The sequence below is a fragment of the Streptomyces sp. NPDC060205 genome, from assembly GCF_042728395.1.
GTDB lineage: Bacteria > Actinomycetota > Actinomycetes > Streptomycetales > Streptomycetaceae > Streptomyces.
Window position 1 is genome coordinate 6,135 of sequence record NZ_JBHWZP010000094.1, and the last position, 23,581, is coordinate 29,715.

Annotated in this window: 21 protein-coding genes; 13 read left to right on the plus strand and 8 right to left on the minus strand. The window is 69.7% G+C overall.

Going from position 1 to position 23,581, the window contains the following annotated elements; genetic code table 11:
• Positions 1–77: 77 nt before the first annotated feature.
• The 3 genes from gltX to ACFWGJ_RS18575 all read right to left on the minus strand — a co-directional run bounded on the left by gltX (position 78) and on the right by ACFWGJ_RS18575 (position 2,656).
• Positions 78–1,562, minus strand: a complete 1,485-nt coding sequence (gene gltX / locus ACFWGJ_RS18565; RefSeq protein ID WP_387325503.1) for a glutamate--tRNA ligase — start codon at positions 1,560–1,562, stop codon at positions 78–80.
• Complete coding sequence (locus tag ACFWGJ_RS18570) at positions 1,555–2,343, minus strand: fumarylacetoacetate hydrolase family protein (RefSeq protein ID WP_387325505.1); 789 nt, start codon at positions 2,341–2,343, stop codon at positions 1,555–1,557. Before ACFWGJ_RS18570 ends, gltX begins: the two co-directional genes overlap by 8 nt.
• Positions 2,344–2,467: 124 nt before the next feature.
• Complete coding sequence (locus ACFWGJ_RS18575) at positions 2,468–2,656, minus strand: hypothetical protein (RefSeq protein WP_387325508.1); 189 nt, start codon at positions 2,654–2,656, stop codon at positions 2,468–2,470.
• 600 nt (positions 2,657–3,256) lie between these two features.
• Here ACFWGJ_RS18575 and ACFWGJ_RS18580 point away from each other — a divergent pair.
• The 8 genes from ACFWGJ_RS18580 (at position 3,257) to ACFWGJ_RS18615 (ending at position 13,886) form a co-directional block, all read left to right on the plus strand.
• Complete coding sequence (locus ACFWGJ_RS18580) at positions 3,257–7,051, plus strand: nitrate- and nitrite sensing domain-containing protein (protein ID WP_387325511.1); 3,795 nt, start codon at positions 3,257–3,259, stop codon at positions 7,049–7,051.
• 9 nt (positions 7,052–7,060) lie between these two features.
• Complete coding sequence (locus ACFWGJ_RS18585) at positions 7,061–7,474, plus strand: roadblock/LC7 domain-containing protein (protein ID WP_055520031.1); 414 nt, start codon at positions 7,061–7,063, stop codon at positions 7,472–7,474.
• A gap of 102 nt (positions 7,475–7,576) precedes the next feature.
• A complete protein-coding gene (locus tag ACFWGJ_RS18590; protein ID WP_055520025.1) occupies positions 7,577–7,975 on the plus strand; it encodes a DUF742 domain-containing protein in 399 nt (132 codons plus the stop codon).
• On the plus strand, positions 7,956–8,531 hold the full coding sequence (locus ACFWGJ_RS18595; protein ID WP_055520027.1) for an ATP/GTP-binding protein: 576 nt from the start codon (positions 7,956–7,958) through the stop codon (positions 8,529–8,531). Before ACFWGJ_RS18590 ends, ACFWGJ_RS18595 begins: the two co-directional genes overlap by 20 nt.
• A gap of 383 nt (positions 8,532–8,914) precedes the next feature.
• Entirely contained in the window at positions 8,915–12,226 is a 3,312-nt protein-coding gene (locus ACFWGJ_RS18600) for a nitrate- and nitrite sensing domain-containing protein (RefSeq protein WP_387325514.1), read from the plus strand.
• Between the two features lie 10 nt (positions 12,227–12,236).
• The gene (locus ACFWGJ_RS18605) at positions 12,237–12,650 is read left to right on the plus strand and encodes a roadblock/LC7 domain-containing protein (RefSeq protein WP_033321188.1); all 414 of its coding nucleotides are present in this window, start codon (positions 12,237–12,239) and stop codon (positions 12,648–12,650) included.
• 92 nt (positions 12,651–12,742) lie between these two features.
• Positions 12,743–13,324: a DUF742 domain-containing protein gene (locus ACFWGJ_RS18610; protein ID WP_107021942.1), complete on the plus strand. Its 582-nt coding sequence runs from the start codon at positions 12,743–12,745 to the stop codon at positions 13,322–13,324.
• Complete coding sequence (locus ACFWGJ_RS18615; RefSeq protein WP_006375305.1) at positions 13,305–13,886, plus strand: ATP/GTP-binding protein; 582 nt, start codon at positions 13,305–13,307, stop codon at positions 13,884–13,886. Before ACFWGJ_RS18610 ends, ACFWGJ_RS18615 begins: the two co-directional genes overlap by 20 nt.
• 136 nt (positions 13,887–14,022) lie before the next feature.
• On the opposite strand, the gene ACFWGJ_RS18620 is transcribed toward ACFWGJ_RS18615, so the two are convergent.
• Positions 14,023–14,577: an ATP-binding protein gene (locus tag ACFWGJ_RS18620; protein WP_387325517.1), complete on the minus strand. Its 555-nt coding sequence runs from the start codon at positions 14,575–14,577 to the stop codon at positions 14,023–14,025.
• Between the two features lie 167 nt (positions 14,578–14,744).
• Here ACFWGJ_RS18620 and ACFWGJ_RS18625 point away from each other — a divergent pair, with 167 nt between their 5' ends.
• A complete protein-coding gene (locus ACFWGJ_RS18625; protein ID WP_387325520.1) occupies positions 14,745–15,599 on the plus strand; it encodes a helix-turn-helix domain-containing protein in 855 nt (284 codons plus the stop codon).
• 14 nt (positions 15,600–15,613) lie between these two features.
• Positions 15,614–15,799 (plus strand): DUF397 domain-containing protein, encoded by a 186-nt coding sequence (locus tag ACFWGJ_RS18630; protein WP_387325522.1) that lies wholly within the window; start codon positions 15,614–15,616, stop codon positions 15,797–15,799.
• Positions 15,800–15,863: 64 nt separating this feature from the next.
• Here ACFWGJ_RS18630 and ACFWGJ_RS18635 read toward each other — a convergent pair whose 3' ends face one another.
• The 4 genes from ACFWGJ_RS18635 to ACFWGJ_RS18650 form a co-directional block, all read right to left on the minus strand.
• Positions 15,864–16,058 carry an acyl-CoA carboxylase epsilon subunit gene (locus ACFWGJ_RS18635; RefSeq protein WP_387325525.1) on the minus strand — a complete coding sequence of 65 codons (195 nt, stop codon included), beginning with the start codon at positions 16,056–16,058 and terminating at the stop codon, positions 15,864–15,866.
• A gap of 57 nt (positions 16,059–16,115) precedes the next feature.
• On the minus strand, positions 16,116–17,708 hold the full coding sequence (locus tag ACFWGJ_RS18640) for an acyl-CoA carboxylase subunit beta (RefSeq protein WP_387325527.1): 1,593 nt from the start codon (positions 17,706–17,708) through the stop codon (positions 16,116–16,118).
• Between the two features lie 154 nt (positions 17,709–17,862).
• Entirely contained in the window at positions 17,863–20,226 is a 2,364-nt protein-coding gene (locus tag ACFWGJ_RS18645) for a polysaccharide lyase 8 family protein (protein ID WP_387325529.1), read from the minus strand.
• A 3-nt stretch (positions 20,227–20,229) separates the two neighbouring features.
• Complete coding sequence (locus tag ACFWGJ_RS18650) at positions 20,230–20,757, minus strand: hypothetical protein (protein WP_387325532.1); 528 nt, start codon at positions 20,755–20,757, stop codon at positions 20,230–20,232.
• Between the two features lie 265 nt (positions 20,758–21,022).
• Here ACFWGJ_RS18650 and ACFWGJ_RS18655 point away from each other — a divergent pair, with 265 nt between their 5' ends.
• From ACFWGJ_RS18655 to ACFWGJ_RS18665, 3 genes are all read left to right on the plus strand, one after another.
• On the plus strand, positions 21,023–21,631 hold the full coding sequence (locus tag ACFWGJ_RS18655; protein WP_387325533.1) for a YceI family protein: 609 nt from the start codon (positions 21,023–21,025) through the stop codon (positions 21,629–21,631).
• A gap of 443 nt (positions 21,632–22,074) precedes the next feature.
• Positions 22,075–22,569 carry an N-acetyltransferase gene (locus ACFWGJ_RS18660; protein WP_387325535.1) on the plus strand — a complete coding sequence of 165 codons (495 nt, stop codon included), beginning with the start codon at positions 22,075–22,077 and terminating at the stop codon, positions 22,567–22,569.
• Between the two features lie 166 nt (positions 22,570–22,735).
• A complete protein-coding gene (locus tag ACFWGJ_RS18665; protein ID WP_387325538.1) occupies positions 22,736–23,518 on the plus strand; it encodes a serine protease in 783 nt (260 codons plus the stop codon).
• Positions 23,519–23,581 lie beyond the last annotated feature (63 nt).

Here is a 23,581-nt window from a genome sequence, read left to right on the forward strand (position 1 = left end):
TACCCCCGGCGCCGCTCCCGGTGGACGCGGGAAGGGGCGGCATCCCGTACGGATGCCGCCCCTTCCCCGTGTACCGCCTATGCGGTCAGCTTCGCCAGGGCCGCGTCGATGCGCGCCAGCGACTTCTCCTTGCCCAGGATCTCCAGGGACTCGAAGAGGGGCAGGCCGATCGTGCGGCCGGTGACGGCGACGCGGACCGGGGCCTGCGCCTTGCCCAGCTTCAGGCCGTGCGCCTCACCGGCGGCCAGCACGGCCTCCTTGAGGGACTCGGCGGAGGTCCAGTCGGCGGCCTCCAGCTTCTCGCGGGCCGTCGCGAGGAGGGCGTCCGAGCCATCCTTCATCGCCTTCGTCCAGGACGCCTCGTCGACGGCCGGCTCCGGCAGGAACAGGAAGTCGACGTTGTCGGTGATCTCGGAGAGCACCTTCAGACGGGTCTGGGCGTGCGGGGCGATCGCGTCCCACTTGGCCGGGTCGAAGTCCTCCGGCGCCCAGGGGGCGAAGGGGGCCTTCAGCCACGGGGCGCAGCGCTCGGCGAACTCCTTGACGTCCAGCAGCCGGATGTGGTCGGCGTTGATGGCCTCGGCCTTCTTGAGGTCGAAGCGCGCCGGGTTGGGGTTGACGTCCGAGACGTCGAAGGCGGCGACCATCTCCTCGACGGAGAAGATGTCGCGGTCCGCCGAGAGCGACCAGCCCAGCAGGGACAGGTAGTTCAGCAGCCCCTCCGGGAGGAAGCCGCGCTCGCGGTACAGGTTCAGCGAGGACTCGGGGTCCCGCTTGGAGAGCTTCTTGTTGCCCTCGCCCATCACGTACGGGAGGTGGCCGAAGGCCGGGGTCTCCTTGGCGATGCCCAGCTCGGTCAGCGCCTTGTAGAGGGCGATCTGCCGCGGGGTGGAGGAGAGCAGGTCCTCGCCGCGCAGGACGTGGGTGATCTCCATCAGGGCGTCGTCGACCGGGTTGACCAGCGTGTAGAGCGGGGCGCCGTTGGCGCGGACGATGCCGTAGTCCGGCACGTTCTCCGGGAGGTAGGTGATCTCGCCGCGGACCAGGTCCGTGAAGGTGATCGGCTCGTCGGGCATACGGAAGCGGACGATGGGCGTGCGGCCCTCGGCCTCGTACGCGCTCTTCTGCTCGGCGCTCAGGTCGCGGCAGTGGCCGTCGTAGCCGGACGGCTTGCCGGCGGCGCGGGCGGCGTCGCGGCGGGCGTCCAGCTCTGCGGTCGAGCAGTAGCAGTGGTAGGCGCGGCCGGCGTCCAGCAGCTTCCGGGCGACGTCCTTGTAGAGGTCCATGCGCTGCGACTGGCGGTACGGCGCGTGGGGGCCGCCGATCTCGGGGCCCTCGTCCCAGTCGAAGCCCAGCCACCGCAGCGAGTCCAGGAGCTGCTCGTACGACTCCTCGGAGTCGCGGGCCGCGTCGGTGTCCTCGATACGGAAGACGAACGTGCCGCCGGTGTGGCGGGCGTACGCCCAGTTGAAGAGGGCCGTGCGGACCAGGCCCACGTGGGGGTTGCCGGTCGGGGAGGGACAGAAACGTACTCGGACGGCGGGGTCGGATGCGCTAGCCACGCTTGACAACCTTGTTGGTGAGAGTGCCGATGCCTTCGATGGTGACGGCGACCTCGTCGCCGGCACCGAGGGGGCCGACCCCGGCGGGGGTGCCCGTGAGGATGACGTCTCCGGGGAGCAGCGTCATGGCCTCGGTGATGTTGACGATCAGATCCTCGATGGAGTGGATCATCTCGCTGGTGCGGCCCAGCTGGCGCTGCTGGCCGTTGACCGTGCACTGGATCGTGAGGTCGGACGGGTCGAGGTCCGTCTCCACCCAGGGGCCCAGCGGGCAGGAGGAGTCGAAGCCCTTGGCCCTCGCCCACTGCTTCTCGCGCCGCTGGATGTCGCGCGCGGTGACGTCGTTGGCGCAGGTGTAGCCGAGGATCACGTCCTTGACGCGTTCGCGCGGGACCTCACGGCACATCCGGCCGATGACCACGGCCAGCTCGGCCTCGTGGTGCAGTTCCTCGGTGAAGGAGGGGTACGCGATCTCGTCGCCGGAGCCGATCACCGAGGTGGAGGGCTTGAAGAAGGCGAACGGGGCGTCGGGCACCTCGCCGCCCATCTCCTTGGCGTGGTCCGCGTAGTTGCGGCCGAAGGCCACGACCTTGTTCGGGAGCACGGGCGGCAGGAGGCGGACCTTGCTCAGCGGGACCTTGGTCCCGGAGAGCTCGAAGTCGGCGAACGGGATGCCCTTGATGATGTCGAGCACGAGGCCGTCGGTCGATCCAGGAGGGCTTTCGCCCTCGACCGCACCGAACGCGACGTTGCCGTCGATGGAGAACCTGGCGATGCGCACGGTGTCCTTGCGCCCCTCACTGAGCTGGCCGGAGTCTGATGCTCCAGGCTAACGCGGCAAGGGGCGGCCGCCTCGCGCATTACGGGCCGGGCCGAGCGAGGCGGGGCCCGTCGGGGTGCGGTGACTACTCGGCGACGCCCGCCGCGACCGGGACGTCCATCAGGATCGTGCGGCGGGGGTTGGCGGTCTGTGCGGGGAGCTCGACGGCGTGCCCCTCCTGCTCCGGCGTACGCAGCTCCTCGGCGTCGTCGAGGTGCGCCAGGGTGGTGCGTCGCGGGTTGGCTATGTTGAGGAAGGTCATCGTCGTCTTCATCTGGGGTTACAGGCCCTGTTCCTTGGAGGCGCCGCGGGTTCGGGAACCGTCGCGTAGGCGCGGGTTGTCGGATTTGCCATCCCTGTAAAGCGTCAGGCTAAACATGCGCTTCCCTGTCGAAGCCGTGAAGACTCCGTGATTGCCGTGTGAGTTTCCTCACTTACTGCTGGGCATTTGGGTCAATTAGGACTGCCAGCTTCACGCCATCAAACGGACATTACGCCACGGAAGACATCATTCCGCTCCTGATCATGGCGACTGGGACACCGCTTGCCCACGAAGGTCTCGTCCCCATGTGTCCGATATGGATGAGGTCACTTTCTACGTCTCGTGACGCTGCCCTCACAACGCGTCACGGAGGTCACAGCATGACCCATGGGCCTTGTTGGAGATCCGGCACTGTGCTGGAATTCCTCGGACCGCCGCAGGAACGAACCGGCGCGCAGGGGCGCAACGCAGCGCCGAGTGGCGGCGGGAAAGGGGAACCTGCGCCGGTCACTCACGACCACCACCTGGGAGTGCTTTCAGGGCACTCCCAAGACGCCGACACCGTCCCGCCGTTCACACGGAGGGGCGCCTGGTCCAGAGGTTGCGACGCTAGTGCAGGGACGTTTCAAGAGGGATGGCAGCGCTTCGGCGGAGCCGGAGCCGCAAGGCGGGACTGGCCCCAGGGCAGTCGGCTCCTCGCCCCAGCACGCCCAGAACCCGGGACCGGCGCAGGCCGGCAACAGCGGTGACCGCTCCTCGCGGCCCGGCGCGCCCAAGGGCGCCCAGGGCAAGGGCGGTCCGAACGCGGCGAACGGTGCTCCCGGCACCCCGGCCCCCGTGCCGCCGAAGGCGAAGGCCCCCAACGGCCCCGGCTCGCGCATAGCCCTGCGCAACTGGCGCATCTCCACGCGTCTGGTCTCGCTGCTCGCGCTGCCCGTGGTCGCGGCCACCTCGCTGGGCGCGCTGCGCATCAGCGACACGATGGACGAGATCCAGCAGCTCGAAAACATGAAGCTGCTGACCGACATGACCAAGCAGGCGACCGAGCTCGCCGCGGCGCTCCAGACGGAGCGCGACAAGTCGGCCGGTCCGCTCGCCAACGGCACCAAGGCCAGCGACGTCGCGATCAAGGGCCTCCGCGACAAGACGGACCGTGCGCGTGCCGCCTTCCTGGAAGGCACCCACGAGCTCGACGACGCGGACAACAACGAGAACCTCGACGGTGTACGCGACAACGTGGTGGCCATCGCCACCCAGCTGAACACCCTCAACAAGGTTCGCAACAACGCCTTCCAGGACGAGGACAACTCGTCCCAGTCGGTCGAGGCGTACCACCGCCTCATCGAGCAGCTGCTCGGTCTCTCCCAGGACATGGCCGAGGCGACCAGCAACCCGGAGATGATCCAGCGCACGCGTGCCCTGGCGGCGTTCTCCACCGCCAAGGAGTACGCGTCCGTCCAGCGCGCGATCATCGCCGCGGCCCTGCCCGCCACGAACAAGACGTTCGGTGAACTCTCCCCGAACGACCGGCAGTACGGCCTCTCCGCCTTCGAGAACCAGAAGTTCGAACTCACGAGCTTCGCCAACATCTACGAGGGCAACGCAGACCAGCTCACCAAGCCGCTCGACGAGCCGAGCCCGACCATCAAGGACGCCGACGGTTACCTGTCGCGCGTGCTGCAGCGCAACAACGGTCTGCAGCTGCAGGCCAAGCGCTCGTACCTGGACTGGGTGGACGCCGACTCCGCCAAGATCCTGGAGATGTCGAAGATCGAGCTGACGCTCCTCAACCAGATGGAGCAGAAGGCCCGCGAGCTGCGCAACGAGGCCGAGCAGGAAGCGATCATCTCCGGTGCGCTGATCCTGCTGGTGCTCGGTGTCTCGCTGGTCGGCGCCTTCGTGGTGGCCCGCTCGATGATCCGCTCGCTGCGCCGGCTGCAGGACACGGCGACGAAGGTCGCCCAGGACCGGCTGCCCGAGCTGGTCAAGCAGCTCTCCGAGTCCGACCCGCAGGACGTCGACACGTCCGTCGAATCGGTCGGTGTGCACTCCAAGGACGAGATCGGCCAGGTGGCCGCGGCCTTCGACGACGTGCACCGCGAGGCTGTGCGACTCGCCGCCGAGCAGGCCCTCCTGCGAGGCAACGTCAACGCGATGTTCACGAACCTCTCGCGCCGCTCCCAGGGCCTCATCCAGCGTCAGCTCTCGCTCATCTCCGAACTGGAGTCCCGCGAGGCCGACCCGGACCAGCTGTCCTCCCTGTTCAAGCTCGACCACCTCGCGACCCGCATGCGCCGTAACGGTGAGAACCTCCTGGTCCTCGCCGGTGAGGAGCCCGGCCGCCGCTGGACCCGCCCGGTCCCGCTGGTCGACGTGCTCCGCGCCGCCGCGTCCGAGGTGGAGCAGTACGAGCGCATCGAACTCTCCTCGGTGCCCACCACCGAGGTCGCCGGCCGCGTGGTCAACGACCTCGTGCACCTGCTCGCCGAGCTGCTGGAGAACGCCACGTCGTTCTCCTCCCCGCAGACCAAGGTCAAGGTCACCGGTCACGCGCTGCCCGACGGCCGCGTGCTGATCGAGATCCACGACACCGGCATCGGCCTGTCGCCCGAGGACCTCGCGGCGATCAACGAGCGGCTCGCCTCGCCGCCCACCGTGGACGTCTCGGTCTCGCGCCGCATGGGTCTGTTCGTGGTCGGCCGCCTGTCGCAGAGGCACGGCATCCGCATCCAGCTCCGCCCCTCCGACTCCGGTGGTACGACCGCGCTGGTCATGCTCCCGGTCGACGTCGCCCAGGGCGGCAAGAAGGTTCCGAACAACAAGCAGGGCCAGGGCGCTCCCGCCGTCGGCGGTCCGGCGGCGGCGCAGGCCGCGGCCGGTGTCGCGGCGGCCCGCCGGGGCGGTGCCGGCGGCGGTCCCGCCCTCGGCGCGGGTGCGCAGGGCCAGGGCAACGGCGGCGGGCTGAACCCGCCGCCGCAGCGTGGCCAGGTCGGAGCGGGTTCCGCGCCGCGGGCCGCACTGCCCAGGCCCGAGGCGGGCGGCCGTCCGGGCGGACCCGGTGCGCCGGGCGGCAACCGCGGCCAGCAGCCCCCGTACCCCCCGCAGGGCAGGCCGGCCCCCGCGGGCGCCGGTGCCCAGCAGAGCTTCAACGGCTTCGGGAACAACTCCGGCGGCCAGCAGGACCTGTTCGGCGGCAACCGCCAGGACACCATGGGCGGCAACCGCGGCCCCGGTGCTCCGCAGCAGCCCCAGCAGCGGCCGGCCGGCAACGGCGACCAGGGCCGTCGCCCCCAGCAGCAGTCTCCGCAGCTGCCGCCCCGCGGCGGTCCGCGCGCCGAGCTGCCGGGCGGCAACCCGCAGCCGCGGGTGCCCAGCTGGAGCGACGACAACGCGCAGCCGCCGGTGCCGCGTTCCTCGCAGGACGCCCCGCGCGGCCACGAGGAGCCGGACGTCACCTCGCAGATGCCGCGGATCGACGACCGGCAGGCCGGACCCGCGTCCACCGCCGAGTTCCAGCGGCCCGACTACGACGCCCCGCGTCCCGGCGCGAACGCGCCGCAGGACAACGGACAGTTCGTCCGCACGGACGTGTTCGGTGCGCCGAACCACTCCGGTGCGGGGCACAACCCGCAGGCGGGCGGCCAGTACAACCGCCAGGACCCGGCGCAGTACGCCCCGAACGGGTACGACACCGGGACCAACGGCAACGGCCGGTACGCGGCGCCTGCCCAGCAGGACACCGGGCAGTTCCCGGCGCAGGGCTACGGCGAGCGGCAGGACGGTGGCACCGGGCAGTTCGAGCGGCCCGCGGGCGGCAACCGCCCGTCGCAGCAGCGCCCGCAGCCGCGCCGCCGCCCCGCGCTCCCCCCGGAGCCGGACAACCGGACCGCTCCCCAGCGGCCCGAAGAGGTGCGGGGGCCGAACGAGGGCTGGGAACTGCCGCCGGCGACGAGTCCCGGCGACGGACGTACACCGCTGTACGACACCCTGGAAACCAACTGGTTCAACCAGGCTCAGGGCGGCGACGGCGCCCAGAACGAGCAGACCCCGCAGCAGCCCGTACAGGCTCCCGCGGCCCCGCAGCGTCCGGCACCCGCCGGCGCTTCCGCCTCCTCCTGGCGGACCACTCCCAATGACGAACTCGGCCGTCAGGCCGAGCGGGTACGCCAGCCCTCCGCGGGTGGCGTGACCGTCTCGGGTCTGCCGCGCCGGGTCCCCCGCGCGAACCTTGTCGCGGGAACGGCTCAGCAGCAGCAACAGCACCAAACCGGTCCGCAGGTCTCGCGTGCGCCCGATGACGTACGCGGACGGCTGACCAATCTTCGCAGGGGCATTCAGCAGGGGCGCCAGGCCGGTACCGGCCAGACCGGCAGCTTCCCCAGCCCCACTCACCAGCAGGAGCGTTAGTTGAGCCAGATGAGCCAGGCGGCACAGAACCTCAACTGGTTGATCACCAACTTCGTTGACAACACCCCCGGGGTGTCCCACACCGTCGTCGTTTCCGCCGACGGACTCCTTCTGGCAATGTCCGAGGGCTTCCCGCGCGACCGCGCCGACCAGCTCGCGGCCGTTGCCTCCGGACTCACGTCCCTGACCGCCGGCGCCTCCCGCATCTTCGAGGGCGGCACGGTGGCCCAGACGGTCGTCGAGATGGAACGGGGTTTCCTTTTCCTGATGTCCATCTCGGACGGGTCCTCCCTCGCGGTCCTCTCCCACCCGGACTGCGACATCGGCCTCGTCGGATACGAGATGGCTCTGCTGGTGGACCGTGCGGGCGCAGTGCTCACACCGGATCTGCGGGCAGAGCTCCAGGGCAGCCTGCTCCACTAGCAAGGTTCTACCGAATGTAGGAAAAACCGTCCGGCCGCCCTCCCCCCACCGGCCCCGTCAGACGGCACGACTGACCGACTTGCTGTCCCGCCCGGAGGATCCATGACCCCGCCCACCGCTTCTCATGATCCGTACGCTCATTCGTACGAGGATGAGGGCGACCAGCCGCTGGTACGTCCGTACGCGATGACCGGCGGCCGGACCCGGCCGCGCTACCAGCTCGCCATAGAGGCACTGATCAGCACAACGGCCGATCCGGCAGCGCTCATGGGGCTGCTCCCCGAGCACCAGCGGATCTGCCACCTCTGCCGTGAAGTGAAGTCGGTGGCCGAGGTGTCGGCTCTGCTCTCCATGCCCCTGGGCGTGGCACGGATTCTTGTCGCGGACCTCGCGGAGGCCGGACTCGTCGCGATCCACCAGCCGGGTGGCGACGAGAGCAACGGTGGCGCCCCGGCCGTGACACTGCTCGAAAGGGTGCTCAGTGGACTTCGCAAGCTCTGACGGAGGGCGGGCGACCACCTCCGCGAAGATCGTAGTGGCGGGTGGTTTCGGCGTCGGCAAGACCACGTTCGTGGGTGCCGTCTCCGAGATCAACCCGCTGCGCACCGAGGCCGTGATGACGTCCGCGAGCGCCGGCATCGACGACCTCACCCACACCGGGGACAAGACCACCACCACGGTGGCCATGGACTTCGGCCGTATCACCCTGGACCAGGACCTGATCCTGTACCTCTTCGGTACGCCCGGTCAGGACCGCTTCTGGTTCATGTGGGACGACCTGGTACGCGGCGCGATCGGCGCCGTCGTCCTGGTCGACACCCGGCGTCTGGCCGACTGCTTCCCCGCGGTCGACTACTTCGAGAACAGCGGACTTCCGTTCGTCATCGCCCTCAACGGCTTCGACGGGCACCAGCCCTACACTCCCGAAGAGGTCCGCGAGGCTCTGCAGATCGGGCCCGACGCCCCGATCATCACGACGGACGCCCGCCATCGTTCGGACGCCAAGAGTGCTCTGATCACGCTCGTCGAGCACGCCCTGATGGCGCGCCTGCGGTAGGGCCGGCCCGGCGGATGGTGTCCTGGCAGGCTCGGCACTCAAGTCGGCAACGCCGTACGAAAGTTGTCGTAGACGCATTGGAGCCGGCTGTGTCGTTTGACACGGTCGGCCTCAGTGTTCATAACGTTTCGACAGAGATATCAAGTGGTGCCGCCACGCGACGCGGTCGTCTGATGCCGCTGTGCTCACAAAAGCCCCGCCTTTTGGCGGGGCTCGTTCTTTATGTTCCGTTTTATCTGCGGTTCACGTCACCCGGAATCTTCGGTTCCGAGTGTTTGGACGAGCACACCCTGACGTGCTGGAATGCCAGAACTGCCCAGTAGTAAGGGCCGGAAGACACACGCGGCACGACGAAGGTGCCGAGCCGAGAGGTTGTTGGTCGAGTGAGGCGAAGCAAGAACGGTCCCGAGCCGTCGGCACGGGGCAACTTCACCCCGCCGCCGCGCGGAGCGGCACCCGCACATGTGCCCGGCTCGGAGCCGACGGCCGCACCCCCGCCCAGCGGGGGCCGTCTGTCTCCGCGTAACTGGCGCGTACCGACCAGACTGAATGCGATCCTGCTCATACCCGTGGTGGTCGGCCTCGTCATGGGCGGCTTCCAGGTGAAGAGCTCGATCGACACCTGGCAGGAGGCCGAGGACGCGGAGAACACCGCGCGCCTGGTCCGCGCCGCCCTGACCTACGGCGACAAGCTCTACTCCGAGCGCGACATCACCGCCGCCCCCCTCCTGGAGGGCAAGGGCGAGAAGGACGCGACCGTCGTCAAGGCCCGCCGTGAGACGGACGCCGCGGCCGTCGCCTTCAACGAGGCAGCCAAGAACATGCCGGCCAAGGCCGGACTCGAACGCCGCCTGGGCATCTTCCGCAAGCAGGAACCCAAGCTCGCCGCCCTGCGCGCCGCCGCGTACACCTCGAAGCTCAAGGGCGTGGAGACCGAAGAGGGTTACGTCGAGATCCAGCACCCGCTGATGGAGTTCGCCAACGAACTCGGTCTGGGCACCGGAAACATCACCAGCTACGGCCGTACGGTCTACGCGATCTCCCTCTCCAAGGCCGCTCTCTCGCTCCAGCGCTCCATCGGCACCCATCTGCTGATCAAGCCGGGGCCCTCCGACGAGAGCCTGGCCAAGCAGCGCGTCGCCCTCACCTCGTACGCCTACCTCGAAGGCATCGCCATCGAGGAGTACATCGGTGGTGGTACGGACAGCGACGCCGCCAAGCTGGAGCAGGCCAAGAAGCAGATCCAGACCGACGGCGCGGCGCAGGCCAAGGCGGCCGCGGAGGCCGCCGCGGCCAAGGGGCAGACCTATGTCCCGCCGCCGTCCGGCGAGACCGCCATGGTCAGCGGTATCGGCCAGCTCGCGACGACCGACGCCAGTGCCCGGGTCGCGCTCGCCGACAAGGGCATCACCGCGCAGAACTGGTGGGCGGTCAACACCGCCAAGTACAACGCCTACCGCACCATCGAGGCGGACCTCGGCGACAAGGCCGTGTCCGAGGCCTCGACCATCGCCTCCGACGCCAAGCGTGACGCCTTCATCACCGGTGCCGCGGTCGTCATCGCCCTGCTCGCCGCGTTCATCCTGGCCGGCATGGTGGCCCGCCAGATGAGCCGCTCGATGCGCCAGCTGCGCAACGCCGCCTTCGGAGTGGCCGAGCAGCGCCTGCCGATGCTGGTCGACCAGCTCTCGCGCACCGACCCCGGCCGGGTGGACACGCGTGTCCAGCCCATCCCGATCAACACCACGGACGAGATCGGCGAGGTCGCCCGCGCCTTCGACCAGGTCCACCGCGAGGCCGTGCGACTCGCCGCCGAGCAGGCCCTCCTGCGCGGCAACATCAACGCGATCTTCACCAACCTGTCGCGCCGCAACCAGTCCCTGATCGAGGGCCAGCTGACCCTCATCACCGACCTGGAGAACAACGAGGCCGACCCGGACCAGCTGGAGAACCTCTTCCGCCTGGACCACCTCGCCACCCGTATGCGCCGCAACGGCGAGAACCTCCTGGTCCTCGCCGGCGAGGAGCCGGGCCGCCGCTGGGACCAGCCGGTCCCGCTGGTCGACGTGCTGCGCGCCGCCTCCTCCGAGGTGGAGCAGTACGAGCGCATCGAGCTGTCCGGTGTCCCGGAGGCCGAGATCCACGGCCGGGCCGTGACCGACCTCGTGCACCTGCTCGCCGAGCTGCTTGAGAACGCCACCACGTTCTCCTCCCCGCAGACCAAGGTCCGCGTCACCGCGACCCGTCTGCCGGACGGCCGCATCATGGTCGAGATCCACGACAAGGGCATCGGCCTCACCGCCGAGGACTTCGCGGACATCAACCACAAGCTGGCCAACCCGCCGACCGTGGACGCCGCGATCTCGCAGCGCATGGGCCTCTTCGTGGTCGGCCGGCTGTCCGACCGGCACGGCATCCGCGTCCAGCTGCGCCCCTCGGGCGAGCAGGCCGGCACGACCTCGCTCGTCATGCTCCCCGACGCCATCACCCACGGTGGCGGCGGCGACTACCAGGTGCAGCGCGACGACTTCACCGTCTCGCAGATCATCCCGGAGCCCGAGCAGCAGCAGCCGCCCTTCGGCGGCGAGGAGTTCCAGAGCGCCCAGCCGGCCCTGCGCACGGCGGCCGAACTGGGCTTCGACGACAGCCGCTACACCCCCGAGGTCCCCGACGACATACGCGAGCTGGACCCGGTGGGCCGCTCGCTCATGCGTGAGGAGCGCCGCGCGGCCCTGGAGGCCCAGACGCACGGCCCCGACGGCGAGGCCCCGTCCTTCCAGGGCGAGTTCGACCCGCAGCAGGCCTACGAGAACGGTGGCCAGGGGTACGAGAACGGTCAGCCCGCGTTCGACGACACGGCGGCCGGGTACACCGAGACGCCCGCCTACACCGACGCTCCCGCCTACGACCAGCAGACGTCGTACGAGGGACAGCAGCAGACGTCGTACGACGAGACGTACTTCCCGCAGACCGGCGGGTACCAGGAAGGCGCCTACGCGGAGCAGGGCCAGGGCGAACACCAGCAGGACCCGGCCGCCGGGCAGGACGCGTTCCCGCCCTTCCAGGAGCAGCCCTACCAGGACGACTGGCCGCAGCCGGACACGTACCAGAACGGCTTCCCCGCCGAGTACGCTCCGCAGGCGGAGTCCTCGCAGACCGCTGAGGCGGCCGAGCAGGACAGCGTAGGCTTCGATGCTCCGGGACCGGTCCCCTCCAGCGCCCCCGAGCTCACCGACGCCGGACTTCCGCGCCGCGGAACCACCGACGCCGGACTTCCCCGCCGCGGAGCCACCGCGGTCGGCAAGCAGTCCGTGGGCCAGGAGTCACCGGCGCCTTTCGCGAACAACGACAGCAACGGCGGCAGCAGCAACGGCACCGGCGGCAAGGGCGACTGGCGGTCGAACAACGACCAGATGTGGCACCGGGCCGAGGCGCTGAAGCAGCCCAAGGCGGGTGGAGTCACCTCCTCCGGCCTGCCGCGGCGGGTACCCAAGGCCAATCTGGTCGAGGGCACCGCGGAATCGACCCCACAGGGCGGCCCCCAGGTCTCCCGCGCTCCCGAGGACGTCCGGGGCAGGCTGAGCAACCTGCGCCGCGGCGTGCAGCGGGGCCGAGATGCAACCAGTGAAACGAACGGTCAGGCCACCAGGAACCAGCACGGTGGCCCTGACAGCACCTACAACCAGGAGCGTTAGTGTGAGCCCGATGAGCCAGGCGGCACAGAACCTGAACTGGTTGATCACCAACTTCGTGGACAACACCCCCGGGGTGTCCCACACCGTGGTGGTCTCCGCCGACGGACTCCTTCTGGCGATGTCCGAAGGGTTCCCGCGCGACCGCGCCGACCAGCTGGCGGCCGTCGCGTCGGGCCTGACCTCACTGACCGCGGGCGCGTCCCGCATCTTCGAGGGCGGGAGCGTGAATCAGACGGTTGTGGAGATGGAGCGGGGATTCCTGTTCATCATGTCCATTTCCGACGGATCCTCACTCGCCGTTCTCGCACATCCGGAAGCGGACATCGGTCTCGTTGGGTACGAGATGGCCCTTCTGGTCGATCGTGCCGGTACGGTCCTCACGCCGGATCTGCGTGCCGAGCTTCAGGGGAGCCTTCTCAACTAGCAGACAAGCGATGCGTTTTGGCGTCCCGTGGCCGTAAGGTTTCGGGACGCGGCTCCACATTGATGGGCCCGGCACATTCGGAGGAGGAGAAAGTGGCAACACCCCCAGGCGGTTCGTCTTCGGGCAACTGGTCCTACGGCCCCGGCCAGGGCCAGGGCGGCGACGGTTCGCCGAACCGGTACAACTTCCCCTCCGCACCGAGCCCCCGACGCCAGCAGCCCTACTCCCCCCAGGGTCCGGGCCCCTCTCCTTACGACCAGCCGCCGGCACCGCGCATCCAGCCCGTGCAGCCGCAGCGGCGCTCGCCCGAACCGTCTCCCGCGGGAAGCGCCAGCAATCCGCTGGTCCGCCCCTACGCGATGACGGGCGGCCGTACCAGGCCGCGATACCAGCTCGCCATCGAGGCACTGGTGCACACCACAGCGCAGCCGCACCAGATGCAGGGTCAGTTGCCCGAGCATCAGCGCATCTGCAACCTCTGCCGGGAGATCAAGTCGGTGGCCGAGATCTCGGCCCTGCTGACGATCCCTCTCGGTGTGGCCAGGATCCTTGTCGCCGACTTGGCGGAGGCGGGCCTGGTCGCCATTCATCAGCCCGGCGGCGACGAGAACGCCGGCGGTCAGCCAGACGTGACTTTGCTCGAAAGGGTGCTCAGTGGACTTCGCAAGCTCTAGCGGAGGGCCTTCCCGCTCCACCACGTCCGCGAAGATCGTGGTGGCGGGCGGCTTCGGCGTGGGCAAGACCACGTTCGTCGGGGCCGTCTCGGAGATCAACCCGCTGCGTACCGAGGCCGTGATGACGTCCGCTTCGGCGGGCATCGACGACCTCACCCACACCGGGGACAAGACCACCACGACGGTGGCCATGGACTTCGGCCGTATCACCCTGGACCAGGACCTGATCCTGTACCTCTTCGGTACGCCCGGCCAGGACCGCTTCTGGTTCATGTGGGACGACCTGGTACGCGGCGCGATCGGCGCGATCGTGCTCGTCGACACGCGCCGTCTCGCCGACTGCTTCCCGGCGGTCGACTACTTCGAGAACAGCGGACTTCCGTTCGTGATCGCGCTCAACGGCTTCGACGGCAGCCAGCCGTACAACCCGGACGAGGTCCGGGAAGCCCTGCAGATCGGCCCCGACACCCCGATCATCACGACGGACGCCCGCCACAGGGCGGACGCGAAGTCGGCGCTGATCACGCTGGTGGAGCATGCCTTGATGGCGCGCCTGCGGTAGGTCTGCGACGCTCAGCGGTATCGAAGGGGCCCCTCTCTTGACAGAGGGGCCCCTTCGCGTGCGTTGTCGGGTGCGGGTCCGTCGTGGCTGGTCGCGCCCACGCGGCGGAGCCGCATGTCGATACAGCCCCGCGCCCCTAAGGGCACCGGCCGACGACCGTGGAGCCCACCGGCGTCGGCGCGGCGGGCAAGCTCAGTTCGAACCAGATCGTCTTGCCGCCCGGGCCGAACTTCCCCTCCCCTATGGCGCATCCGCCCCACCGGTCGGCCACCGTGTCGAGGATCAGCAGCCCGCGGCCGTCCTCCGCGTGCGCCGTGACCTCCGTTCGCCGTGAGCCCGGTGCCGGGGGCAGGTCGGGGCTCATGTCCCAGACGCTCACCCGCAGGACGGGGCACAGCCACTGGAGCCGTACGGAGGCGGGGCCCTGCGTGTGCCGTACGGAGTTGGTGGCCAGCTCCGAGGCCAGCAGTTCCGCGCGGTCCGTGAGCGGGGTGAGGCCGTGGGCGTCCAGGACGGCCCGGAGCGTCACGCGGGCGATGCCGGGCCCTCTGGGGTCGCGGGGGAAGTGCAGTTCGTAGCACCACGGAGCCGTGAAGGGCAGGGGCGGTGGATTCGGGGTTCCTGAGAGAGGGTCGAGGGCGGGGATGTAGTAGGGGGTTGGGCCGAGGCCGTGGCTCTGTTCCGTGTTCACGTGGCACCTCCGGGGTGCGCGGTCGCGGTGGATCGTGAGTGGCACGCGACAGACGCTAAGGGAAGAATGCATAACGGTGCTACCCAGTCACCCATAAGAGTTATTCAGGGCGCGACTGGACCGCGAGCAGTGGCGTCGGCACACTGTGCGCGACGAAGAGAGGCTTCATGGCACCGCGACAGGCACCGACCATCCTTCAGCGCCGATTCGGCACCGAGCTGCGGCGGCTCCGCGAGGCGACGGGCATGTCCGCCCCGGCCGCAGCCGAACACCTTGGTACCGACCGCACGGTCATCTCCAACGTGGAGGCGGGTCGGTTCGGGATCAGCGAGGACCGGCTTCGGCGGCTCATCAGCATCTACGAGTGCGACGACCTCGCGCTCGTGGACGCTCTGGTCGAACTGACTGGCGGACGCAAGTCCGGTTGGTGGGAGGAGTACCGAGGCAAGATCCCGCCGAGCTTCCTCGATGTCTCCGCGGTCGAAAATTACGCCACGCGCCTGCGTACGGTTCAAATCGCGCATCTGCCGGGGCTGTTCCACACCGAGGACCACGCACGTGCCATTTTCGAGCTACCGGCGCCGCCCCTGCCACGGCTGGAAGTCGAGCTACGCGTCGCGCACCGCCTCGCCCGTCAGGCGGTGGTTACCGGAGATCATCCAATCCCGTACGTGGGTGTGATTCACGAGGCCGCGGTCAGAATGCAGCTCGGAGGACGCAGCGTTGCCCGGGCCCAGCTGCAGTACCTGCTCGAAGCCGCCGACCGTCCGAACGTCACCCTGCGGGTGATCCCGTTCGCAGCCGGCGGCTTCCCCCTCCTCGGCGACTCCTCCGTCATGTACGCCGAGGCTCCGAACAGCCATCTGGACACTGTGCAGATGGACTCGCCGACAGGAGCCGTCTTCATCGACTCCCCCGCGCAGCTCGCCAACTTCCGAACGCGACTGGACTTGGTCGAACAGGTGGCGTTGACTCCCTCCAAGTCGAGGGATTTCATCCGCACCGTCGCCAAAGAGCTGTGAGTGGGGTGTCACACGTGTCCGGCCTGAACTGGGTCAAGTCCTCGTTCTCCGACGAGGGGGGCAACAACTGCGTCGAGGTCGCCGTCACCGAAGACGGTGCCGCCCTCCGTGAGAGTGACGAGCCCGGGCGAATACTCGCCGTGCGGCCGGAAAGCCTTTCCGCGCTGCTGGCGGCTGTGAAGCAGGACCACTCCCCCTGAGCGAAACAGCGATCGCCGGGCCCTCTCCTCGTGGAGTGGGCCCGGCGATCGGGTGAGCTGAGGGTCAGCCCTGCCAGGAGTGCGGGGCGCGGAAGCCCGGGGTGCGTTCCAGGCGGCGCCAGCCTGCCTTGGGGCGGGCCCGGTGCGTCGGGGCTTCGGCGGGCGCGGAGGCCGCGCGGGCCAGGAGGAGTGCCGTGACCGCGGCGAGTTCCTCGGGGCCGGCGTGGCCCTTCTCGACGCGGATATCAGGAATGTCCATGGGTGTCAGTCTCCGGGAGAGAGAGGTACGCGGGGTTGCCGCTGTGGGTCCGACGGGTTACTGCGGCGGGTTTCCGTGCTTGCGAGAGGGCAGGTCCGCGTGCTTGTTGCGCAGCATCGCGAGGGAGCGGATGAGGGTCTCGCGGGTCTCGGCCGGGTCGATGACGTCGTCGACCAGGCCGCGCTCGGCCGCGTAGTAGGGATGCATCAGCTCGGCCTTGTACTCCTTGACCATGCGCACCCGCATCGCCTCGGGGTCCTCCGCCTCCGCGATCTGGCGGCGGAAGATGACGTTCGCGGCGCCTTCCGCGCCCATCACGGCGATCTCGTTGGTCGGCCAGGCGTAGGTGAGGTCGGCGCCGATGGACTGGCTGTCCATCACGATGTACGCGCCGCCGTAGGCCTTGCGCAGGATCAGGGAGATCCGCGGCACGGTCGCGTTGCAGTACGCGTACAGCAGCTTCGCGCCGTGGCGGATGATTCCGCCGTGCTCCTGGTCGACACCGGGCAGGAAGCCCGGCACATCCAGCAGCGTGACGATCGGGATGTTAAAAGCGTCGCACATCTGGACGAAACGCGCCGCTTTTTCCGACGCCTCGATGTCCAGCACGCCCGCGAGGGCCTGCGGCTGGTTGGCGACGATGCCCACGACCTGGCCGTCGAGCCGCGCGAGCGCGCAGATGATGTTGCGGGCCCAGCGCTCGTGGACCTCCAGGAAGTCGCCGTCGTCGACGAGCTCCTCGATGACCTTGGTCATGTCGTACGGCCGGCTGCCGTCCGCCGGCACCAGGTCGAGGAGGACGTCGGAGCGGCGGTCGGCCGGGTCCTCGGACTCGGTGACCGGCGGGTTCTCGCGGTTGTTCTGCGGCAGCATCGACAGGAGGTAGCGGACCTCCGCGATGCAGGTCTCCTCGTCGTCGTACGCGAAGTGCGCGACGCCGCTCGTCTCGGCGTGGACGTCCGCGCCGCCGAGGCCGTTCTGGGTGATCTCCTCGCCGGTGACCGCCTTGACGACGTCCGGTCCGGTGATGAACATCTGCGAGGTCTCGCGGACCATGAAGACGAAGTCGGTGAGGGCGGGGCTGTAGGCCGCGCCGCCCGCGCACGGGCCGAGCATCACGGAGATCTGCGGGATGACGCCGGAGGCGCGCGTGTTGCGCTGGAAGATGCCGCCGTAGCCCGCGAGGGCCGAGACGCCTTCCTGGATGCGGGCGCCCGCGCCGTCGTTGAGGGAGACCAGCGGCGCCCCGGCCGCGATGGCCATGTCCATGATCTTGTGGATCTTCGTGGCGTGGGCCTCGCCCAGCGCGCCGCCGAAGATACGGAAGTCATGGGCGTAGACGAAGACCGTGCGGCCCTCGACCGTGCCCCAGCCGGTGATGACACCGTCCGTGTAGGGCTTCTTGGCCTCCAGGCCGAAGCCCGTGGCCCGGTGCCGCCGCAGCTGCTCGACCTCGTTGAACGAGCCTTCGTCCAGCAGCAGCTCGATCCGCTCCCGCGCGGTCAGCTTGCCCTTGGCGTGCTGCGCCGCGGTCGCCTTGTCGCTGGGTCCGCGAAGAGCCTCCGCACGGATCGCCTGCAGCTCGGCCACGCGTCCACGGGCATCCGTGGGTTCGTCGGCCAAGGATTCGGTCTCGTCCAAAACGGTCATGTAGTGACCTTACGAAGTCCACCAAGGAAAGCGGGCCGTCGACTCCGTACAGTCTCCGGCCCGTTTTACTGGTAGCCCTGAACAGAACCCTGGCCGCATGCAGGCGATCCGACTGCTCAGAGGCCCTTCGGCTTGTAGGGGTCGTACAAAGCGCTCAGCTGAGAGTCACCTCACACTCCATCGAGGCGCCTACCTTCCCTGGAGTGACGCGCAGCCGGAGCCGCCGTCCCGTCGCCAGTACCTCGACGCCCGGATCCGCGCGCACGACCCCGCGTACGGGACGGTCCCAGACGACCTCCAGCGTCTCTCCCGTGCGCGGTGGCTCGCTCACGCAGACGGTCGCGGTCCGGCCCCTGCGGCGTACGAGCACGCTCGCGGGGGCCGTGACGGTGAGTGGGCCGGCCGTGCCCGGGCGCCAGAAGTTCGCCGCGAGCAGGCCCAGCGCCGGTACGGAGACCGCCTGGCGGCCGGAGTCGTTGGCGAGGACCGACAGCCGGTGCCGGTCGGCGGCGCGTGCGGCGACCGTACGGCGCGAGGCTCCGGGCAGCACGGCGTACGCGTACGTGGCGTCCGCCGGGTCCGTGCCGTGGTCGAGCCACAGCGTCTGCCAGCGGCGGGTACGGCGTTCGGTGGTGGAGGTGGTGTTGATGTCGGACCAGGCGCCGGTGCGGTCCTCGCGGAGGGTGCGCAGGGCGGGCCCCTCCAGGACGACCCAGCCGCCGTGGCCCTCCAGGTGGGCCCAGCCCGGACCGCGTACGAGGGCCTGGGTGCCGCCCTCCCCCAGGTTCCTGTTGTCGACGACCGTCTCGACCGGGACACCGTCCGTGGCGGTGATGCCCGCGCCGAGGCAGACGATCGCGTCGTCGAGGCAGAACCAGGACTTGCGGGCCTCCAGGGTCGAGCCGAGCCCCAGCAGGTGCTGCCCCACGGCCGCGAACTCCCCGTCCGTGGTGCCGCCGACCCAGCGCGCCGCGGGCTTGGGCTCGCCCCACTCGCCGCCCGCCCGGTCGGCGAGCCGCTTGGTGGACACGGTCGTCCCGGGCAGCCGGTACCAGTCGACGGTCGGCCAGTACCAGTCCGTGTACTGGCCGGACCCGCCCGACGGACCGGACCGGCTCCCGCCGGCCCACCAGTAGAGCATTCCGGCGCCCGTGTGCCAGCCGCGCGGGTTCTCGCCGTTGCCGCACTCGTAGTACGCGATCCGCTCGCTCGCCATGGAGATGTTCGCCGTGAAGGCGCCCTTCTCGGAACCGGCACCGGAGGCCCGGTGGACCGCTCTGTCCATGGCCGCGAAGAGATGGTGACCGGCCGGCTCCGGGGCGGCCGGAAGGGCCGAGTCCGCGACGGCGTGCAGCCGGGCGAGGTCGGCGACCCCGAACTGCCGTGCCGTCAGGATCGGGGTGACGGTGTCCCGCTCGATCCAGCCCTTGATCCGCCCGTTCCAGCGGTCGCGTTCCGCCGCGCTCGCGCCCTGGCCGAGGAGCGTGATCGCGGCGATCAGCGCCTGCCCGTGGAAGTGGTCGCTGCGCATGACCTGCCGGTCGTCGCTCTTGAGATACCCCCGGCTGATGGCACGCCCGTTGACGCTGTCCATCATCAGCCCGTCGTGGATCAGCGGCGCGTACGCCTTCTCCACGCTGTCGAGGATGATCTGCCGGCCGGGGTCGGTCACCTCCCACTGCGACCCGGCGAGCAGCGCGAAGAGCCGCCCGAGCCCGTCGAGCATGACCTGCCCGTACGTTCCCGAGTACGCGACCCAGGTGTGCTGGACGAACGACCCGTCGGCGTAGAGCCCGTCCCCCTTCGTGACGTACGGGAAGACCGGCGAGAGCGCGTCGCGGGCGAGCGCGATCTTCCCGGGGGCGCGGCCGAGGATGCCGCGCAGGGCGACGGAACGGCACAGATCGACGCGGTTGGCGCCGGTCGACGTGCCCGTGTACTCGCCGAGCATGCTGTCGGGGACGAAGTGGTCGACGGCGGCGCAGGCCGCGGCGACCTGCGCGTCCGTCAGCTCGCCGGACAGGGCGACCACGATGTCCATGAGGAGGCGGGGGCTGCCGATCTGCCACTCCCACCAGTTGCCGTAACGGGTGGTGGAGGGGTTGTAGACGGTGGCGGAGAGGTGGTCGAGGCCGCGCAGGACGTCCGCGAGCAGGCCCGCGTCGCCGGTGGACCCGGTGCCCTCCTGGACGTACGCCTGCGTCATCGTCCACAGCCTGCTGTAGGCCTGGGTGATGCCGGCGGGCGGGTCGTACGGGTAGCCGGGCCACAGCGAGTTCGCCGTCGGCGCCATGGACGCCCGGAAGCCGCGGGCCAGTTCACCGGTCTCGGCGAGCCGGGACGCGTACGGCTCGGCGGCCGGGTCGTAGCCCGCGCCGAGGGCGATCTCCAGCCAGCGGCGGCGGAGCGTGTCGTACGGGTCGTCGTCGGCCGCGTGGGCGACGGGGGCGGACGCCAGGAGCGGGACGGCCGGTGCGAGCGCCGCCGCCAGCAGGAACGTACGTCTGGTGGAGATCATCTTCTAGCAGCCGCCGCAGTTGTAGTAGAGGACGTCCCAGTGGTTGCCCTCGTCCGCGTAGATGTTGCCGGAGCCCGACCGGTACTGGAGCGCACCGTCGCCGCGCGGGCCGATGTAGGTGAACGTGTTCTTGATGTAGTTCGTGACGCAGGTGCTCTTGGCGTAGTCGAGCTTGTAGCCGTTCCAGTGGGAGTACGTGCCGCTCGCGTGGCCGGTCTCGGTGCCGCCGGTGATGTTGAGGGCGCAGCCGGTGGCGCTCTTCAGGGTCTGGGCGCCCTGGGCGGTCGCGAGGTTCAGCTGGGTGAAGGACGTACAGGTGGCGTTGTCGCGGTCCGAGCAGCCGCCGGAGGACGACCAGGTGATGCCGGAGCCGCTGAACATCGAGGTCGCCGTGGCGTGGCTGATCTTCGTGACCGCGACGGCGGCGGCACCGTTGGAGGGAGCGGCGCCCGCCCCCGTCGCGCCGCCGAGTACGACGGCGGCCGGGGCGGCGAAGAGGGTGAGGGCGGTCAGGGCGGAACGGAGCTTCATGCGGAGCCTTCCTGCGGACGACCGTGCCTGCTGCGGGACTTGGGGTGGCTGTGCGGTGGAGCAAGGCGATCGTGCCCGAGGTCTACACGTGTCCACCAGTGGGGCGGCGGACCACCTTAGGAGTAGACCAATGGCAACCGGGTGTAATCGGGGCAACACGCCGCGACCACAGTTGAAACCCGTAGGGAATAGGTCTATGGTCGCCCTAGTTGAACGTTAAACAGCTTCGGCACAGGGCTGCAGCTCGTCCCCCAAGGAGCCAGTCATGGGAATCTTCGGCCGCAAGGACACCGACAGCGCAACCGCGACGCCCGCCGCCGTGAGCCCCGACCTCGCCGCTCTGACCGGCGACTACACGATCGACCCGGCGCACTCGACGATCGGTTTCGTGGCCCGCCACGCCATGGTCACGAACGTCAAGGGCGGTTTCCAGGACTTCACCGGCAGCCTGCACCTCGACGGCGCCGACCCGTCGCTGTCGACCGCGACCATCGACGTCAAGATGGACAGCATCAGCACCGGCTCCGACGACCGTGACGGCCACCTGAAAAGCGCGGACTTCTTCAAGACGGAGGAGTTCCCCACGATGACCTTCCGGTCCACCTCGGCCGAGGCGCTCGGCGGCGACGACTACCGCATCACCGGTGACCTGACGATCCTCGGCACCACCAAGCCGCTCTCCATCGACCTGGAGTTCAACGGCGCGGCGAAGGACCCGTTCGGCAACGAGCGCGTCGGCTTCGAGGGCAAGGCCGAGATCCTGCGCTCGCAGTGGGGTCTTACGTGGAACGCGGCGCTGGAGACCGGTGGGGTGCTTGTCTCCGACAAGATCAAGCTGACGTTCGACATCTCGGCGATCAAGAACGCCGGCTGATCGAGGCACCGGGCGACCGGACATGCGGGTCCCGCCCGGCCGCGTCCGTCACCGCCTGGGGGCTGCGCCCCCTAGACCCCGGTGCGCAGTTCCCCGCGCCCCTGAGAGAGTGCCCCGCGTCCGTCACCGCCTGGGGGCTGCGCCCCCTAGACCCCCGTTGCGCAGTTCCCCGCGCCCCTTGGGGGTGCGCCCCTGAGGGGGTGACCGAGCTCGCCCGCCCTCCTGCTCCTTGTGAGCGGAAGGCGGGCGCTCGGCTGTGCGGGCCCATGCAGACGCGGGGGCTGCGTGCCGAAGGACGGGCCGCGCCCCCGACCACCCCAGGGGCGCGGGGAACTGCGCACCGGGGGTTCGGGGGCGGAGCCCCTGAGCGGTGACGGAGAGCCGGGGACGTAGCCGCGGATATACCCGTGCGGCGCCGCCGACCCGCGCGTTAACCTCCCGCCATGACATGGCTGCCCCCCGACTTCGCCCACCCCCTCCGCACCCCCCTGCCCGGAGGGCTACACCTGCGGCCGATCTCCGGCGACGACGCCGCGATCGACTACCCCGCGGTGATGGGCTCCAGGGACCGGCTGTGGTCGATCTTCGGGGAGGCCTGGGGCTGGCCCGCCGACACGATGACGTACGAGGCCAACAAGGCGGACCTGGAACGGCACGCGGCCGAGATCGAGGCGCACGAGTCCTTCAACTACGTGCTGTTCGACGCGGCGGAGACCACCGAGTACGGGTGCGTGTACATCGATCCGCCGGAGAAGGCCGGCGCGGACGCCGAGATCTCCTGGTGGGTCGTCGACGCGCACGCGGGAACCCCGCTGGAGCGCGACCTGGACGCCTTCGTGCCGCGGTGGATCGCCGAGGCCTGGCCCTTCGAGAGGCCGCGGTTCATCGGCCGGGACCTGTCGTGGAAGGAGTGGCTGGCCCTGCCGGACCGCGCCTGACGACGGCCGGGACACGAACGGCTGGTTTTCACCCCTTGTGGCGGTGCTCACAGCGTTCCCATAATCCTTCAACAGAAATTGACCGGCTCATGACGAGACCAACGGGATTTCTTTCGCCGGACTTGGCATGCGCCTGTCACTTCCACCCCCCACGGAAGGCCTCACGTTGAAGAACCTCCTCAAGACGCTCAAGAGATGCGCGGTCGCGGGCGCCGCCGCCCTCGCGGTCATCAGCCTCCAGCCCCTGTCCTCCGCACAGGCCGCTCCGGCGCCCGTCGTCGGCGGAACCCGCGCCGCGCAGGGCGAGTTCCCCTTCATGGTCCGGCTCTCCATGGGCTGCGGCGGCGCGCTCTACACCCAGCAGATCGTGCTCACCGCCGCGCACTGCGTGGGCGCCACCGGCAACAACACGAGCATCACCGCCACCGCCGGTGTCGTGGACCTCCAGTCCACCACCGGCCGGGTCCAGGTCAAGTCCACCAAGATCTACCGGGCCCCCGGCTACAACGGCAACGGCAAGGACTGGGCGCTCATCAAGCTCGCCGCGCCCATCAACCTGCCGACGCTGCCGATCGCGACCACCACGGCGTACAACTCCGGCACCTTCACCGTCGCCGGCTGGGGTGCGGCCTCGGAGGGCGGCGCCCAGCAGCGCTACATGCTCAAGGCGAGCGTGCCGTTCATCAGCGACGCCACCTGCCGCACGTACAGCGGGTACAGCGGCCTCGTCGCGAGTGACGAGATCTGCGCCGGTTTCGCCGCCGGCGGTGTGGACACCTGTCAGGGCGACTCCGGCGGCCCGATGTTCCGCAAGGACAACGCCGGTGCCTGGATCCAGGTCGGCATCGTCAGCTGGGGCATAGGCTGCGCCCGCGCGAACGCCCCCGGCGTCTACAGCGAGGTCTCGACCTTCTCCTCCGCGATCGCCTCGGCGGCGGCGACTCTCTGACCCGACAGACACACACCTGCGAGACACACCTGCGGTACGCCGCATACGGGCCCGGCGCCGAGA